Origin of the sequence: Paraburkholderia sp. RL18-085-BIA-A, from assembly GCF_046027075.1 — a bacterium.
GTDB lineage: Bacteria > Pseudomonadota > Gammaproteobacteria > Burkholderiales > Burkholderiaceae > Paraburkholderia.
The window spans coordinates 1-16,512 of the sequence record NZ_JARESU010000028.1 but is presented as its reverse complement, the minus strand read 5'-3'; the positions used below and the strand labels follow the sequence as shown (position 1 = coordinate 16,512).

Annotated in this window: 15 protein-coding genes and 4 pseudogenes; 15 read left to right on the top strand and 4 right to left on the bottom strand. The window is 60.1% G+C overall.

The genetic code is table 11. From position 1 onward, the window contains the following. Positions 1–249: 249 nt before the first annotated feature. The 3 genes and pseudogenes from P0D89_RS20255 to P0D89_RS20250 form a co-directional block, all read right to left on the bottom strand. Positions 250–1,428, bottom strand: coding sequence for a porin (locus P0D89_RS20255; protein ID WP_408367543.1), 1,179 nt, complete (start codon positions 1,426–1,428; stop codon positions 250–252). Between the two features lie 915 nt (positions 1,429–2,343). After that, positions 2,344–2,517, bottom strand: a pseudogene (locus tag P0D89_RS54665) (IS110 family transposase); the annotation flags it as partial. 1 nt (position 2,518) lies between these two features. After that, positions 2,519–2,602: pseudogene (locus tag P0D89_RS20250) on the bottom strand (transposase); the annotation flags it as partial. 236 nt (positions 2,603–2,838) lie between these two features. On the opposite strand from P0D89_RS20250, the gene P0D89_RS20245 reads away from it, so the two are divergent. The 10 genes and pseudogenes from P0D89_RS20245 (at position 2,839) to P0D89_RS20200 (ending at position 13,176) form a co-directional block, all read left to right on the top strand. Next, complete coding sequence (locus tag P0D89_RS20245; protein WP_408367545.1) at positions 2,839–6,006, top strand: efflux RND transporter permease subunit; 3,168 nt, start codon at positions 2,839–2,841, stop codon at positions 6,004–6,006. Then, the gene (locus P0D89_RS20240; protein ID WP_408367547.1) at positions 6,003–7,280 is read left to right on the top strand and encodes an efflux RND transporter periplasmic adaptor subunit; all 1,278 of its coding nucleotides are present in this window, start codon (positions 6,003–6,005) and stop codon (positions 7,278–7,280) included. Before P0D89_RS20245 ends, P0D89_RS20240 begins: the two co-directional genes overlap by 4 nt. Further along, a complete protein-coding gene (locus P0D89_RS20235; protein ID WP_408367549.1) occupies positions 7,277–8,794 on the top strand; it encodes an efflux transporter outer membrane subunit in 1,518 nt (505 codons plus the stop codon). Before P0D89_RS20240 ends, P0D89_RS20235 begins: the two co-directional genes overlap by 4 nt. A gap of 148 nt (positions 8,795–8,942) precedes the next feature. After that, positions 8,943–9,368: pseudogene (locus P0D89_RS20230) on the top strand (cupin); the annotation flags it as partial. 39 nt (positions 9,369–9,407) lie between these two features. Beyond that, positions 9,408–10,163, top strand: a pseudogene (locus tag P0D89_RS20225) (IS6 family transposase). Positions 10,164–10,419: 256 nt separating this feature from the next. Next, positions 10,420–10,794, top strand: a complete 375-nt coding sequence (locus P0D89_RS20220; protein WP_408367551.1) for a hypothetical protein — start codon at positions 10,420–10,422, stop codon at positions 10,792–10,794. A 155-nt stretch (positions 10,795–10,949) separates the two neighbouring features. Further along, the gene (locus P0D89_RS20215) at positions 10,950–11,093 is read left to right on the top strand and encodes a helix-turn-helix domain-containing protein (RefSeq protein ID WP_408367553.1); all 144 of its coding nucleotides are present in this window, start codon (positions 10,950–10,952) and stop codon (positions 11,091–11,093) included. A gap of 155 nt (positions 11,094–11,248) precedes the next feature. Next, a complete protein-coding gene (locus P0D89_RS20210; RefSeq protein ID WP_408377010.1) occupies positions 11,249–11,542 on the top strand; it encodes a hypothetical protein in 294 nt (97 codons plus the stop codon). A 71-nt stretch (positions 11,543–11,613) separates the two neighbouring features. Further along, positions 11,614–11,886: a DUF4148 domain-containing protein gene (locus P0D89_RS20205; protein WP_408367555.1), complete on the top strand. Its 273-nt coding sequence runs from the start codon at positions 11,614–11,616 to the stop codon at positions 11,884–11,886. 363 nt (positions 11,887–12,249) lie between these two features. Then, entirely contained in the window at positions 12,250–13,176 is a 927-nt protein-coding gene (locus P0D89_RS20200; RefSeq protein ID WP_408367557.1) for a LysR family transcriptional regulator, read from the top strand. Positions 13,177–13,233: 57 nt separating this feature from the next. Here P0D89_RS20200 and P0D89_RS20195 read toward each other — a convergent pair whose 3' ends face one another. Further along, on the bottom strand, positions 13,234–13,512 hold the full coding sequence (locus P0D89_RS20195) for a DUF4148 domain-containing protein (protein WP_408367559.1): 279 nt from the start codon (positions 13,510–13,512) through the stop codon (positions 13,234–13,236). Between the two features lie 306 nt (positions 13,513–13,818). On the opposite strand from P0D89_RS20195, the gene P0D89_RS20190 reads away from it, so the two are divergent. The 5 genes from P0D89_RS20190 (at position 13,819) to P0D89_RS20170 (ending at position 16,145) form a co-directional block, all read left to right on the top strand. Beyond that, on the top strand, positions 13,819–14,136 hold the full coding sequence (locus P0D89_RS20190) for a DUF4148 domain-containing protein (RefSeq protein ID WP_408367561.1): 318 nt from the start codon (positions 13,819–13,821) through the stop codon (positions 14,134–14,136). A gap of 211 nt (positions 14,137–14,347) precedes the next feature. Next, positions 14,348–15,022 carry a response regulator transcription factor gene (locus tag P0D89_RS20185; RefSeq protein WP_408367563.1) on the top strand — a complete coding sequence of 225 codons (675 nt, stop codon included), beginning with the start codon at positions 14,348–14,350 and terminating at the stop codon, positions 15,020–15,022. A 5-nt stretch (positions 15,023–15,027) separates the two neighbouring features. Continuing rightward, entirely contained in the window at positions 15,028–15,363 is a 336-nt protein-coding gene (locus P0D89_RS20180; RefSeq protein ID WP_408377008.1) for a TolC family protein, read from the top strand. A 63-nt stretch (positions 15,364–15,426) separates the two neighbouring features. Beyond that, on the top strand, positions 15,427–15,654 hold the full coding sequence (locus tag P0D89_RS20175; RefSeq protein WP_408377006.1) for a hypothetical protein: 228 nt from the start codon (positions 15,427–15,429) through the stop codon (positions 15,652–15,654). A 209-nt stretch (positions 15,655–15,863) separates the two neighbouring features. Next, a complete protein-coding gene (locus P0D89_RS20170; protein ID WP_408367565.1) occupies positions 15,864–16,145 on the top strand; it encodes a DUF4148 domain-containing protein in 282 nt (93 codons plus the stop codon). Positions 16,146–16,512 lie beyond the last annotated feature (367 nt).

Here is a 16,512-nt window from a genome sequence, read left to right as displayed (position 1 = left end):
AGTGCAGCGGTGCGGTACTCGCCGCGACCCGAACGTTTGAGGTTGTTCGATCCGGGAATTTACGCGGCCTGCCCATGCGGGACCCATTGCGTGGTTTCTGGTGTGTCCGTGTTCAGGGTCAACGTCACCGCACCGATCGGCTATACGGGACAGTAAGCCCACTCGCGCTTATCACCGTAATTTGAAAGACGCCTGGCGGCGTCCTTCATGTCGTCTGGAGTGCTACGAGTTACAGCTCGAAATCAGCATTTAGAACCGGTGACGCAAGCCGATCGCCGTGACAAGCTGCTTGTTAGTCGAAGACTGCGTCATGCCGTAGACGCCAGCGTTAAATATAGAGTTGCCATTGCCGCCGCCGACGAGCTGATAGACCGCTTGCGCGTACACTTCCGTGCGAGCCGAAAACTGATAATCGGCCTGAACTACAAAATTGTTCCAATGCGGGTCGGCCGCCGGTCCGGTTGATCCGCCCGAAAACGCACCCATGGTGTACGTGTAGGACGCACCGAGGCTAAAATCGGGCCGCACGAAATAGCGACCGTTGATCTCGAAGTTGTCGAATTTCATCGACTGGCCCGAGATGGTGTTGGTGGCGCCGAAAAGCGAGTTGATGTTGTAGGTAACAGAATGGGTGTATACGAGGCCGACGGCAGACTTCTCGCCGAATCTGTACTGAGCACTGGCGCCCCAGATTTGTTGGTCGCCGCCCCCCGCCAGCTGGTCGCCGTCGTTGATGCTCGATGCGCCTGCCGCGTTCGGCAATGCCGCGTCACGGTTGAGTTGAAGATACGCGGCCCCAATATTGATCGGACCGTTGGAATAGCTGGCGCCCAAGCTGTATGCGTTGTTGTTCCCGCCTGCGCCGGCCATGTTGGAGAACGCATACATCGCGCCGGCCTTGAAGCCGCCATACGAGACGCTGCTGAACTTGACCGAATTGTTCAGACGCAAGTCGTTGTCCAAATTGTCATTGTCGTACGGGTGGGACGCAAGATTGCCGCCGAAACCCGATCCCGTCCCGCTATTCGGTGCGACATAGTCGACAATGAAATCGTATTGACGACCCAGCGTAAGCGCCCCGTACTGGTCGGAACTGAGACCAACCCACGCCTGGCGGCCGAACAGGTCCGTTTGCGCGGCTGTTGAATTTTTGAGCGCGCCATTGTTCACCGCGAAGCCGCTCTCCAGGTCGAACACGGCGTGCAGACCGCCGCCGAGATCCTCATTGCCGCGCAAGCCCCAGCGCGAGGTACTTAGGCTTCCAGAGGTCAGCAGAAATTGGCTGGCACCTTGGCCGGTGCTAGTTTTAGCGTTGTTCACATAGACCATGCTCGTGTCGATGGTGCCGTAGAGCGTCACGCTGCTTTGTGCATGTGCTGCCCCAGTCAAAAGCATGGCTGACGCAATCGCCAGATTCCTCAACTTCATTTCAAGTTCCCCGATAACGTATGTCGTTTCCTAACAGGCGACTCCTGATCGCCAATGCAACAGCGTGCGGAGTATAAGTTTTCGTCGGTGCGTCGCGACTGGAAGTAGTGAAAGACACGATTTCAGAAACGTGAACAAAGTGTCATGAATATTTAGCAAACGATTGAGAAGCGAGGGCGGACGCAGGTGGGCACAACGAGGCGCAGAAGGTGCGGCGCTGCATCGCACGTCTGCTGTCGCGTGTCCGCCACATTTGCAAATAGATCTACGACTACAAAGGGATAAATGCGCCTGAAAACAGAAAATGATTAGCAAGTTATTCGTAACATTTTGCTTGTTCCAGCGGAAGGCGTCATCGGCCAGAATGGCCATCGAAATCTGAGCCACCTCTGTCAGCGCTTGAGATTGAAGCTGGCTCCCGTCCTACGAGTCGTCGGTGGCCGTTGCTTCGCCAAATGGCGACTCGTCGCTCATCAGCAGACGTTCGCCATGCGACTGCGAAGGACCGTTCATGGCCGGAGAACAGGGGTAGGAAACAGCGATCGCCCTCCCCTCCCTCCGGGCCCGGTGTGCAGTTTTCCCGCGACGGGCTCTCGAGTCAGTTGTTTCCACGTCGAGATCGGCACGCCAATCGAAGGGCCTCGGAGTTCGTGAACAGCCCAAGATTAGCGAAGAAGGCGTTCGGGTCTTTTACGGCGGGTATACCGAGCGGGCGATGTCCTTTGCCTTTTGGTATGTAGACGCGCCGCACCGGCTGCGAGCGATAGCTACCATGCGCCAGTTCAGTGAGGTACCCCTTGCAGACTCAGACTGGCTTGAACTGCGCGCCGTCGGGTATCACGCCGTCTAGATCTGACGCGGATTGGCGTCGGTGTTGAGGATGCCGCCTTCCGATATGCAGGCCTTCCGATATGCAGGCCTCCCACTCACATGGCCGACTTCGCAAGTACTGTCGTGGGCCAGGACTGCCCACGCAATTCTCGCCGTCTTGTTCGCTAATACGACTGCCACCACTTTCGCAGGGCGTCGCGCCTGCAGCCCTTTCTGCCATGCAGTTGGTATTTTCGCGTGACACATCACTGAGCGTGCTCGAGACCGACTTGCCCGCCTCGAAACTCTCTCGCACTATCGCCTGCTTCTCTTGCGCTGACCACCGCCGCCGGCGCTCCGGTATGCCTGCCCGTTGTTTTAGTGCCTGGAGATTCAGGGAGCCGCTCCGTCGCGTGACGCCAGTTTGGCGTCTGATCGAATGCAACAGCACTCCGCAAAACGCTAACTAAATAAAACTTAATCTGAGTGGCGATGTTCGCTTATGCCGCGCCCCCGATCATGGCCTCTGTTTATATACCTCGTCGGTTCCCGCAGGACCAGGGCGCCGACGCAATGCTCATCCGACACAGACACCTTTACATGAACGCCATTGTCCTGGTTGCCTTGCGCCGCCCCCTCACCTTCGTGGTGATGAGCATCCTCATTATCCTGTTCGGCGCGATGGCTGTATTGAAGACGCCGACGGACATCTTTCCCGCCATCCGTATCCCGGTGATCGCGGTCGTGTGGAACTACAACGGACTGTCCCCGCAGGATATGTCCGGCCGCGTGGTCTACTACTACGAGCGCGCCTTAACCGCGACGGTGGCCGACATCGAGCATATCGAGAGCCAGTCCCTGTACGGTGCCGGCATCGTGAAGATCTTCTTTCAACCGGGCACCGACATCTCCGCAGCCCAGGCCCAGGTTGCATCCATCTCGCAGACCGTGCTGAAGCAAATGCCGGCGGGCATCACGCCGCCTCAAGTGCTGGTGTACAACGCGTCCTCGGTCCCGGTGCTGGACCTTCAAGTCTCTGCCCCGAACATGACCGCCGCGCAGGTGTACGACATGGCGTCTAACCTGGTCCGCCCGCAACTGGTGGCCGTGCCGGGTGTCTCGATTCCGAATCCGTATGGGGGCGCTTCATTGAACGTCGAAATCGATCTGGACCAGACGAAGCTGCTAGCGCATGGCCTCTCGGCCGCAGATGTAGCGGCGGCGCTCAGGTCGCAGAACGTGGTGCTTCCTGCGGGCGACCAGAAGATCGGCGGCCTCGACTTCATGGTTGAAACGAATTCGACGCCGCTCAATGTGCCGACATTCAACGACATGCCGATCAAGACGGTAAACGGCGCGACGGTCTATCTGCGCGACGTCGCCTACGTGCATCGCGGGGCGCCACCGCAGACGAACGCGGTCCTGGTGAAAGGCAAGCAGTCGGTGCTGATCCAGATTTTCAAGAGCGGCAACGCTTCGACCCTCGCCGTGGTGGCAGGCATCAAGCAGGCGCTGCCAGGTATTATCCGGACGCTGCCACCGGGCGTGAAGATCACGCCGCTCAACGATGCCTCGGGGTTCGTGCGCGATTCGGTGGCAGAGGTGGTTCAGGAGATGATCACTGCAGCGATCTTGACAGGGCTGACCGTGCTGCTCTTTCTCGGCAGTTGGCGTTCGACGTTGATCGTTGCGACATCGATTCCGCTCGCGATCCTGTCTTCGCTGCTGGTACTGCACTACACCGGGCAGACGATCAATGTCATGACGCTTGGCGGATTGGCGCTCGCGGTCGGTATTCTGGTCGACGACGCGACCGTCATGATCGAAAACATCGATTCCCACCTCGAAGGGGGCGCCGATCTGGAGGAGGGAATCATTGCGGCGGCAAACCAGATCGTTGTGCCGACGCTCGTCGCGACGCTGTGCATCTGTATTGTCTGGCTGCCGTTGTTCCAGTTGGGCGGCATCTCGGGGTATCTGTTCCGTCCGCTTGCCGAAGCCATCATCTTTGCGATGCTCGCCTCGTTCATCCTCTCGCGCACGCTGCTGCCGACGATGGCCGCATGGCTGCTGCGCGGCCAGGTGAAAGCGCACGGGCACGAGCACGAGCACGAAGGCAATGCTGGCTTTTTCACCCGGTTTCAGCAACGCTTCGAGCAGGGTTTCCTGCACTTTCGCGATCAATACCGGGACGTGCTGACCGCCGCCGTGGTTCATCGCAAGCGCTTCATCATAGGCTTCGTTGCCTTTGCGGTCGCGTCGATGAGTCTGCTCGCTTTCCTCGGCCGTGACTTTTTCCCAAACATCAAGTCGGGCGAAGTTGATTTGCACATGCGCGCACCGATCGGTACGCGGCTTGAAGATGCATCGAAGATCGCGGTGCTCGTCAATGGCGAAATCCGGAAGATTCTGCCGGGCCAAGTCACCAATCTGGTCGATAACTGCGGCCTGCCCTCCAGCAGCCTCAACTTGGCCTATACCTCTGACGGCACGATCGGTCCGCAGGACTGCGACATTACGATCAGTCTGAAGAATGGACAGTCGCCTGTGGACGACTACCGGTTCAAGCTGCGCCGCGAACTGCCAAAGCTGTTTCCCGGCACGGAGTTTTCCTTCCTGCCCGGCGACATCACGGCCAAGATCCTGAATTTCGGCCTGCCCGCGCCAATCGATGTGCAGATCTCGGGCCGCGGACAAGCCCAGAACATGGCCTTCGCGCAGGCGCTTGCTGCACGCATCCGCAAGATTCCGGGCAGCGCCGACGTCCACATTCAACAGGCGTTCAATGAACCGACGCTCAGGATTGCCGCGGACCGCTCGCTTGCCTCCGGTATGAACCTGACCGAAGCCAACATCGCGAATAACGCCCTTGCGACGCTGTCCGGCAGCGGGCAGACGGCGCCAACGTATTGGCTCGACACGACGAACGGTGTCTCGCACCTCGTCAACATGCAGACGCCGCAAGACCAGCTCGCGTCGATGAACGACCTCGAGACGATTCCGATCAATCAAGGCAACGGCAATCCAGGTGGACAGCAGTCGCAGTTGCTGGGCGCACTCGGCACCGTAACGCAAACGGGCACGCCTTTGCTGGTGTCTCACTACAGCATCCTGCCCTCGATCGATATCTACGTCAGTAACCAGGGGCGCGACCTCGGAGCTGTCTACGATCAAGTCGAACAGGTCGTGAAGGAGATGAATTCGCAGGTGCCGCATGGCGCGACCGTGCATCTGCGCGGCCAGGCTACGACGATGAACAGCGCGTACGTGCAGCTTCTGGGGGGACTGGCGCTTTCCGTGCTGCTGGTTTATCTGGTGATCGTCGTCAATTTCCAGTCATGGCTTGACCCATTCATCATCATCACGGCATTGCCAGGGGCGCTCGCCGGCATTGTCTGGAGCCTCTTCCTCACACATACGAACGGTTCAGTGCCTGCGCTCACGGGCGCAATCATGTGCATGGGCACGGCGACGGCCAACTCGATCCTTGTCGTGTCGTATGCCCGCGAGCGCCTCGCGGAACACGGTGATGCGATCGCCGCGGCCATCGAAGCCGGATACGCCCGTATCCGCCCGGTTCTGATGACCGCCCTCGCGATGATCATCGGGATGCTGCCGATGTCAATGAGCAATACTCAAAACGCACCGCTCGGACGCGCGGTCATTGGTGGACTTCTCGTCGCGACGTTCGCCACTTTGCTCTTTGTTCCCTGCGTATTCGCGATGATGCATCGCAACGACAAAAATGCTACGGAGTCCCATGTATGAACGTAAATCGCGAAGTTGCGGCCCCGATCCGATTCCGACCCAAATGGTCCGCCGCGATCGCCGCGCTTGTTCTTGCCGGCCTTGTTGTCTACGGCATCGTCGACCGCCACGACAATGTCACCGACCTTAAATCGGTCGCCGACGAGGAGTCCGTACCGCAGGTTCAGGTTATGTCGCCTATGTCAGGACCCGCAACGCGAGCGGTCACGCTGCCCGGCAACATCAAGGCCTGGTACACCGCCCCGATCTATGCGCAGGTTTCCGGCTACGTGCACAAGTGGTACGTGGATTACGGCGCGTTCGTCAAGGCCGGTACATTACTCGCCACGATTGACGCGCCTACCGTCGACGAGCAGTACCAGACGGCGGTAGCGAATCTCGACGTGGCGAAAACCAACGGCACGCTTGCCAATGTGACGGCGCAGCGCTGGAAGGCACTTGCGGGCACGGAAGCCGTCGCGCAGGAGGAGGTGGACGTTAAAGTCGCCGATGCCGCGGCGAAGCAGGCTCAAGTGCTGGCAGCCCAGCATGACCTCGCGCGCTACCACGCGCTGGAGGGGTTCAAGAATATCGTGGCGCCTTTCGACGGCGTAGTCACCTCGCGCGACACGGACGTAGGCAACTATGTGAACGCCGCGGGCGGTGACGTCAGTTCCCGGGGAACGGCGGATGAGCTGTTCTCAGTAGCGGATATACACAAGATGCGGCTTTTCGTTTCCGTGCCGCAGGACTACGCGGACATGCTGAAGCCGGGCCTCGAGGCGACCTTCACCCTGCCTCAGTATCCGGGCCGCCAGTTCAAGGCGACGCTCCTGACGACCGCGAACGCGTTCAACCCGCAGACGCGAACCGTCATCACAGAATTGGTGGCTCAAAACCCGGACCATCTGATCTGGCCGGGAACTTATGCGACGGTTCGGTTTGTCGTGCCCACCAACCGGAGCGTGCTCGTCGTGCCCGAACAGGCGCTGCTGTTCCGCGACCAGGGCATGCAGCTGGCGGTCATCGATTCGGATGACAGGGTGCACCTCCAGAACGTCAAGCTCGGGCTGAATCTTGGCCAGAACGTTCAAGTGCTCTCAGGCCTGAAACCCACCGACCGCTTCATCGCCAATCCTTCTGCGGGCACCCTCGAAGGCGAGAAAGTGCAAATCGTAAGCGGGGTACCGGGCGTCGCGCCGGAAGCGGAGGTCCGAACCGCGGCATCCGAGCCGGCGCATTCAAGCGGGAATCAGCAAGGCAACGTCGCAGCTGCCACGAGCGAGCCGAAATGATGCGTTACTTCAATCCTCGTTGCCGTCTTGCCGTCGCCACGATCCTGATGCTGCTCGGTCCGCTTGCCGGATGCAGTCTTGCGCCGCCCTATACGCCGCCGCAAATGGCGCTGCCCGCCAGTTACAAAGGAACGGGGCCCTTCGCGCTCGCGAATCCGGAAGCGCAGCTCGCGCAGGGTGACTGGTGGACCATGTTCGGCGACGAACAACTCAATCATCTGGAAGCAAGCCTGAATGCCGCCAACCCCAATCTTCAGGCAGCGGAGGAAACCTACACCCAGGCGCGGGATATCGTGGGCGAGGCCCGCTCGCAATTGTTTCCGCAGCTGAGCGCCCAAGCGTATGGATCGAAGAACCGCCAATCCGAGCACCGACTTTTCCGCGCCGCCGGAGCCGGGCCGAGTGAGGAAGGTTCGCTCGGCTACGGGGCGGCCCTGTCGTGGGAGCCCGATTTCTGGGGCGAGATTCGGAATCGGACCAACTATGCGAAGGCCAATGCCCAGGCCACTGCCGCGATGGTTGCATCAGCACGGTTGAGCCTCGAAATCGAACTGGCCAATGACTATATGGCGCTGCGAGGGCTCGACTCGGAGCATGCGGTCTATACGAAAACGCTCGCCTATTACGGCGAAGCGCTCAAGATCACGAAGCTGCGCTTTGCGGGAAAGATTGCCGCAGGTCTCGACGTCGAGCGGGCTCAGAACCAGCTCTCCTCGGCACAGGCGGCCGATACCGACATCCAGGCGCAGCGCGGCGTGCTCGAACACGCGATCGCCGTGCTCGCAGGCGAAAACCCGTCGACCTTCAGCCTGCCCGCCGAAGGACTGGCATCCCTGGCGATTCCCAGGATTCCGGTGGGCGTGCCCTCCGCCCTGCTGCAACGGCGCCCCGATATCGCACAATCCGAGCGACAAATGGCGGCAGAAAACGCGGCGATCGGCGTGGCGCGCGCGGCGTTCTATCCGAACATTCAGTTGAGCGCCAATGCGGGATTCCAGGATGACGCGTTCGGTGGGCTCGCTTCCCTGCCCAACAGCCTCTGGTCGATCGGCGCATCGGCCGCGTTGCCCCTGTTCGAGGGCGGGCTGCGCAGAGCGGAGGAACAGCAGAGTAAGTCGGCGTTCACGCAGGCCGCAGACAATTACCGCGCGACTGTGCTGCAGGCGTTTCGCGAGGTCGAAGATCAGCTCTTGCTGACGAACAGTCTCATCTCGGAGAACACCCAGCAGCAAGATGCGCTCAAGGCTGCGCTCAAGGTGCAGGACCTCGCGCTGCGCCTCTATACCAACGGTCTGGACAACTACCTCAGTGTGACGGTTGCGCAGGTCGCCGCGCTGAGCGCGGAGCTGGCAACGGTTCAGGTGCAGACCCGCCAACTACAGGCAGCTGCAGGGCTGATTGGCGCGGTCGGCGGCGGCTGGAGCACGGCGGATCTGCCGACCTCGAAACAGACGATTCCCTTCAATCCGGTCGCGCTTCACCACGCGCCAGGTGACGTTCGCGAACCGAATTGAGGATGCGATCGGACCGGCTTTGACCGGTCAGTAAAAACCGCGCGCCCAAACAATGGAGATTAGGCATCTTGATTATCTATAGACACTACGCAGTGACTCGAATCAACTTATCGAACGCCCTTTAATCACACGTAAAAAAGGAATCACGATGACTGATCTGTCTAGACACAAGGTTCTGGCAGACGCTGCCGCATCGGCGGCCTCCCTCGGCGTGGCCGCCAGCGCCAAAGTAGCATCGTCCGGCAACCTGGAGCGGCCGCCCAAAAACCGGATCAACACGAAGAGCCCTACCAGCCTGAACGACCCGGGCCCGCCAAGCGCGACGCTCGCGAGCCAGTTCCCATCATTCCAGAATCCGCCGGCCACCAATGTCAATGGCATGCCGCTCTGCTGGACCTCCTTCAACAACGCGCACAGACGCTATCAGAACGGCGGATGGGCGGGTGAAGTGACGCAGGACGACTTTGCGATTTCCGAAGACATCTCGGGCGTCAGCATGTGTCTCGCGGCCAACGGCGTGCGCGAGATGCACTGGCACCAGCAGGCCAAGTGGGCGATCATGGTGGACGGAAAGGCTCTGTCACGTTCGCGAAGTGATACGTAAGATTGCGCGATGGAGAAAACAAAATCGCTTTATCACGGCCACCGGTTCCCGGCGACGGTCATCAGCCACGCGGTTCGGGAGTACTTCCGGCTCCAGCTCGGCCTGCGTGATATTGAAGACTGCTGTTCGAGCGCGGTGTCGTCGTCAGTTACGAGACGATCCGCCGCTGGTGCGACAAATTCGGCGCGGGTTCTGCTCATCGCATGAAGGCTGCTCGTCGCACACCTGGCAGCACATGGCATCTTGACGAAGTGTTCGTTACGTTGCGCGGTGCACCTTGCCTGCTATGGCAGTCGACCAGCATGTCGCCGAACTCGACCTCCTGCTGCAGAAACCTCGCGATAAGGCCGCAGCAAAGCGCTTCTTGAAACGAGTGCTCGCGGCCTGTCCCGACGCACCGCGCCGGAAGTCACCGATCAGTTGCGCAGTTACCCGGCTGCGAAAGCCGAGATCTCCGAACTGATAAATGTCAAACACGTTCTCGTCAAAGCCAGTGGAGGGGTGAACAACTCCGCCGAAACTAGCCATCAGCCTACGTTTGAACGCGAACGCCGGATCCCCCAAGGGGACTTCCTCCGGGGCGTGCGTGGCTTCCTTGATCCTGATCGCACACAAGCTCTCTTGTCGAGCTTCGGACTGGTCCGCCAGCACTTCGCGCTCAAGCGACATGTACTGCGCGCATCACTCTATCGCAAACAGCTTGCCGTACGCTTGGCCACGTGGCATCGCTTCACTGGGCTCACCCAACATCCGTCCGATTTCTGAGCCAGCGGTTTGTTCTATTGGCTATTGCGTCGTCAACACGTCAACGTGACAATGCCATCCACTCCTCGCGGGCTGAATCGACGGTGCCAGGATGCGCCGCGCTGTGCATCGAACCGAAGTGAAACGGATGAACGTTTTTTAGACTGCGTCGCGCAGATTCGATGAAACAAGTTTCATCATTTTCGAGTCCCTCTTCCATTTATCGTGAGCGCCCAACGCGCATACTTCTGCCGGTTAGCCAGTGGCAGGAGTGGATATGTCTCATCCGATGCAAGTGGAACTCGTCAACGAATTCGGCGATCAAGCGCTGCGCGTAACGATCGACCGCAGCGCCGCGCTGCTCGACGTACCCGACCTCGACGCATTGATCGAACACCTTGCGCTGTTGCGCGCCCGGATGCGCCCCGAGGTGTCAAAGGAAGTTTCGCACCGGCATCGCTACGTGGTCGAAGTCGATCCGTGCTGGTACACGGAAAAGCATCCCCTGTTTGAAGGCGCGGTCGTGTTCTTCCGACATACGGGCTTCAACTGGACCGGCTTTGCCGTGCCCAAGGACAGTCTCGTCAGACTGATTGATGCGTTGACGGCGCAGGTGGAAGCATCGCTGGAAACGAACGGCATGCCGAACTGAGCGATGCGTCTACTATAAGGAATCCTTCGCATTCGGAGCGATCCGCTGATTTCCGCACGCGTCGATGTGCTGCTGCGCAGGCGCCCGCGCAACGGCACGCCGGAGTCCACCGTGCTGCGAGTCGGGCCGTTCGAACTCGACCGCATGCACCGGTCATGAGCCACGCGGGCCGTGTACCGACGCGCACGACGATTTTCGAAGGCGTATGGGGCGGCGGCTTCGACCCGGGCACGAACCTGATCGACGTGCGCGTCAGCCGCCTGCGCAGAAGCTCAAAACGGCCGGCGAGCCGCCGCTGATTCGCACGACTCGCGGCTCCGGCCAGGTGCTCGGATAGGTGCGGCGGTACATGCTGCCGCATTGGCTGCGCTTGCCTGTCGAACCTCGACTACGGCCCCCTTGCCCGATGCTGAAGATCGTCCGCCTCGCGTAGACCCGCCCTTGCACGGTCATCATGCTGGCGGCGCTCGCCTGCTACTCGACCAACTTCATCCGCCTGCAATTGCTGAGCATGCCGGGCGTCGCGATTCCGACGCCCCACGGCGGCAAGCTCCGCGCAGTGCATATCGACCTCGATCCGCTCACGCTGCAGCAGAAGCACCTGTCGCCACAGGACGTGGCGACCGCGCTGGCGCAACAAGACCCGATCATTCCGGCCGGCATCGAAAACGCTCCACGCGCACACCGCCGGATGAAAAAGATTTCACAGTCGTGCGGCCGAACCGCTATGGACCTCTGCTTACACTGAACTCTGGCCGTTGCAAAGCCCTGACATTGGCGCGCGGTGGCCAACCTCTTCTGACGCTAAAGGAATCTCAAATGAAACTCCCGCTGATCCCCCTCGCCCTTGCCTGCGCCGCGTTCTGCGGCTCCGCCTTCGCGCAGACCGCCGCGCCCGCGAACACCCCAGCCGGCACCCTGTCCGCGCCGGCCAACCCGCCCTCCCCCGCAGCGCAAGCCGGCCAATGGTCGGCGCCGTATGGTGAGCCGGTGGCCGGCAAGACGCGCGCAGAGGTCTATCAGGAGCTGATTCAGGCAGAGCAAGACGGCCAGGAGCAGTACCTGAACGCGGAGCTCTACTCGCACGGCTAACCGCATCCGGATCGCGACGAAAAGATGCACACGATCAAGACCGGTCGGCCCAAAAGCGCGACGTATCGGCGCAGCTCGACTGCAACTTGTGCTGGCCGCGGCCGGTGCGATGGTGTCAGGCTGCGCTGCCGACGCAACGCGTATTCCGGGAAATTGAAGTGAACGGCCCCCAAAGGTGCCGACCGCATGCGACCTTATCGACGCGGTGACCACCTCGTTGCAAGCACGCGACAGTACTCGTGCCCCGTCTCGCCCACCGCTCACATCACGCTCCGTGTCTAAACATTTCTTCACGAACATGCCGGGTGAAAGTTAGACGGTATACCCGATGATGCAAAGCATCGCCGACTTGGAGCCTTTCAAATGGACCAGATTCAGGGAATGCGCGTGTTCATGCGCGTGGTTGACCTGAACAGCTTCGCGCTCGCCGCGCGTCAGTTGGGTATGTCCGCCGCTGCAGTGACCCGCAGTATCAACATGCTCGAAGCGCATCTGAACTTGCGTCTGATCAATCGTTCGACGCGTTCCCTCTCATTGACGGAAGCGGGTGCCGAGTATCTCCAGGGATGCCGGAGGGTCATCGACACGTTCGACGAAGTCGAATCGAGTCTCATCAAAACCACACGCTCCCCGCACGGAACGTTAAGGATAGGCACTTCCGCGACGTTCGCGGCATCGCAGCTTTGCGGGCTACTCGCTGCCTATCACCAGACGCAGCCGCTCGTCGACTTCGACATATCCACTTTCGACTCGCACATCGATATGATCGAAGGCGGATTCGATGTCGGGTTCACGGATACGCGCCGTCAACCGAACTCGTCGATGGTGAGCCGGGAACTCGTCAAATTCGAGGAAATTCTCGTGGCGTCGCACACCTATCTGGTACGGCGCGGCGCACCGGCCGAACCAGCCGCGCTCGGCTCACACAGCCTGCTCATCGTTTCCGACGGGGTCCCCCGCACTTGGGAATTGACGGACGGCACGGAAATCTACCGCGTTCAGGCGCTGCGCAATGCACTGCGCACGCCCAGTCATGCGGTGGCGCATGCAGCCGCCGTCAACCATCTGGGCGTTGCCTTGTTGCCGATGCCACTCATCCGCAACGATCTCGAACGAGGCACACTAGTGCGCGTTCTCGAGCAATATCCTCTCAATGACGGCTTGCGTACCGTGTCGATCGTCTACTCCGGCCGCACTCAATTGACTGCAAAAGTGCGCACCTTCATCGACTTCTCAGTCGACTTCTTCCGCGCCAGGAATCGCTCCGTCCCACTACGCGCAGCGGCCTAAGCCAGGCTGCGCAACGCAGTGCGGGCAACAGGCAGAACACCCGTTGCCTGTCACGCATCAGTGATGTGCATAGATTGTCTTGTTCAGATTGGCGAGCTGGCCATCCTGCTGCGCCTGAATCAGTTCCTGCTCGACCTGTGCGCGGGTCTTTCCCTGCCGGTTGTCGTCCGGCGAGACCCATGGTAGCGCCTCGCTCGCACCCGACTGCAGTGTCATGCCTGTATTGGTAGGCAATGATGGTTGCTCAGGCGTGGACGGTTGCGACTGTGCGAGCACGGTACCGGACGACAGGACGATCGTGGACGCGGTGATAAAGAAGATTAGTTGTCTTTTCATAAAGCCTCTCCAGACGATGGACCGCATTGCGAATTGGTGGCGGCGAGTACGTCTCGCCTGAACCAACGATACGAGCACCGTGTTAACACCCCGGCCAACCGAACATGAAAAAAAAGTCATCCGGCCGTCTAGCGGTTTCCGTCCGCATGCACGACGTCGTCTAAAAGAACCTTCATCTCTCTAAGGCCGTTCTGCGAGTTCCACCCCTCTACCCTGCATAGCGACCGTCCGTGTTCCACACGGTCTGCGCCGAAGCACACCGCCATCGCCGCGTGTGCCTTCCCTTTCTTTCTGGAGATGATCATCATGGATCGCACATTCAAGGCCCTCGTCTGCACCGCACTGCTTGCCGTCACAACTTCTGCATTCGCCGCCGGAAAACTGACGCCTCAACAGTGTCAAGACTATCCTTTCACGCCGCTCAAAGGATCCGTCACACACGCGCAATTGATGAACGAGCTGAGCGAATTGGAATCCGTCGGCTATCAGCCGTCGGCCGGTGACGATGCCGATTATCCGGCTCCCCTCGAACAGGCCGAGCAGAGGCTGCATCTCAAGTACGAAGCCGACTGCGCAGGCGCCGCGCAATCCAGCATGTCGGCACAAGCCAATGTCACGCAATAGCGGATCTCTCGACGCGGGTCAGGCCGGCAGGAAACCGCAATGCCTGCCCGCGACAGATGCCGACGAATTACCGCCGCTATTTCATGAACATCGCACCAACATGAAGAATCCTTCACCGTCGTAGCTGCAACCTGTTAGTCGAGCTGCCCGATGATGACCAGCATCTTTCACACACGGGTCTTCATACGGGCCGCCGACACGGGCGAAGCAGATGCCGAAAATCCTCACTATTGAAGACGACGAACTAGTCGTCGAAGACGTGTGTCAAACATTGATCGCGAGTGGCTTCAATGTCGACGTTGCCCGCACGGGCCGCGAGGGCATGGCCAAGGCCATGTCCGGCGATTACGATGTAATCACGATTGATCGTGTGCTACCTGACCTCGACGGACTCAAGATCCTCTCCACAATGCGTGGCCTCGGGATCGAAACGCCCGTACTGGTCATGAGCGCGCTGTCCAATGTAGATCAGCGCATTGAAGGACTGCGTGCCGGTGGCGACGACTACCTGACCAAGCCCTTCTCCCCCGAAGAGATGTCTGCTCGTGTCGAAGTACTGATGCGACGCCGTCAGCGCGGCGTCAAGGAAGAAACCGTGTTGCGAGTCGGACCACTGGAATTCGATCTGGTGCGCCGCTACGTTGCGTATCGCGGACAAGAAGTCTCGCTGCAGCCCACCGAGCTGCGTCTGCTCGAATTCATGATGCGTCACGCGGGCCAGGTACTCACTCGCACGATGATCTTCGAGGCTGTGTGGGATTGCCGCTTCGCCCCGGGTACGAATCTGATCGACGTGCATGTGGGCCGTCTGCGCCGCAAGTTCAATGCGTTCGACGAGCGTCCGGTCATTCGTACGATTCGCGGTTCGGGCTATGTCCTCGGATGATGCACTTGTCCTCCGGGCGCCGCTATCGAATCCCGGCCGAACTGCTTCAGCGGCGTCCCGACATTGCGTCCGCAGAGCGCACGGTCGCCGCCGCCAATGCGAAGACCGGCGTCACCAAAGCGGCTTTCTTTCCCGATCTTTCGCTCGGGCTGGACGGCGGTTCAGACAGACGTGCTGTCTCCGTGGCTGATCGCTCCCAAGAAATCTGGTGGATCGGTCCAACGCCGCTGTTCACTCTGTTCGACGGCGGCCGGCGCACGCCCATCACGCACGCCGCCGAAGCACAACTTGCCGAAAACGGCGCGAAGTACAGGTCCATCGTGCTGAGCGCATTCCAGTAGGTCGAAGACAACCTCGCGCTATTGCACCATCTCGGCGACGAATCGACGCAGGAGCAGTATGCATTGGCCTCTGCGCAGCGCACGCTGGCGCTGGCCTTGTCCCGCTATCGCGACGGCGTGGTGAACTATCTCAATGTCGTGACCGCGCAGACGACGGAGCTTGACACTGAAATCCGTACGTCCGCGGTCTACACGGGCCGTTTGACGGCCGCCGTGCGGCTCGCGCAGGCACAGGGCAGTCGATGGTCACCGAACGACACAGTAGTCTTCGAAGCACCTGATGCCTTGTGATTCGCGTCGAGCAAGGATGAACCGCCCTACATCAAAATGCGGCTTCCATCACAGCCTCTGGCGTACTACATCGCGCACGACATGATCGACACATGAATATCTTTTCACGCTGGTATCGCCAAAGCGCTAGTCCCACCTGTCTATCCTGATGTCTGTCCGATGCAATAACGCTGCAGCGGCCACCTAGTCGCTTAATATGGAGAACTAATATGCATAAACTCACTTCTACCGTGGCCGCATTGGGTCTGATCCTCTGCGCTCCGGCATTTGCACAGAGCAGCCCCAGCAATCTCAGTAGCGGGGGCGCCACTGCCACGCCTGCGCCACAGGTCGCGCAGGCTGCAGTGCCTGCTCAGGTGGGACAGTGGGTGCCGCCGTATGATGAAGCAGTTCAACCCAAGACGCGTGCCCAGGTCTATCAGGAACTCGTTCAGGCCGAGAAGGACGGACAACTCGCCTACCTGAATTCGACTATCTACGCCGGCGGCTGAGCGTCGCAGCACGGAGCCTTTATGAACGCGATGATCAAGCCTCGTCAGCCTCGCGCGCTATACCGGCATGCAGCGCGCCTCGCACTCGTCGTCACCGTGCTGCTGTCGGGCTGCGCGGCGCAAAACACACAGGACGCCGGCGCTTGCGTCGGACCTCCAAGCTTTTGCAACGTATACTTCGGATCGTGAGCCGTTGAAGACAGAATGCCCGCTTGCGTGGGCATTCTGCTATCCGGCAATGAAACAACGCGAGCCCGCGCCTGCAGCACGAGCGCCCCGACCGCAGTCAGACAGGCTAGCGCGCGCCAGAGATCTGATAACCGAAGCGGCTTACCGTTTCAATCTGAACATGGGGAAATCGTTGCGC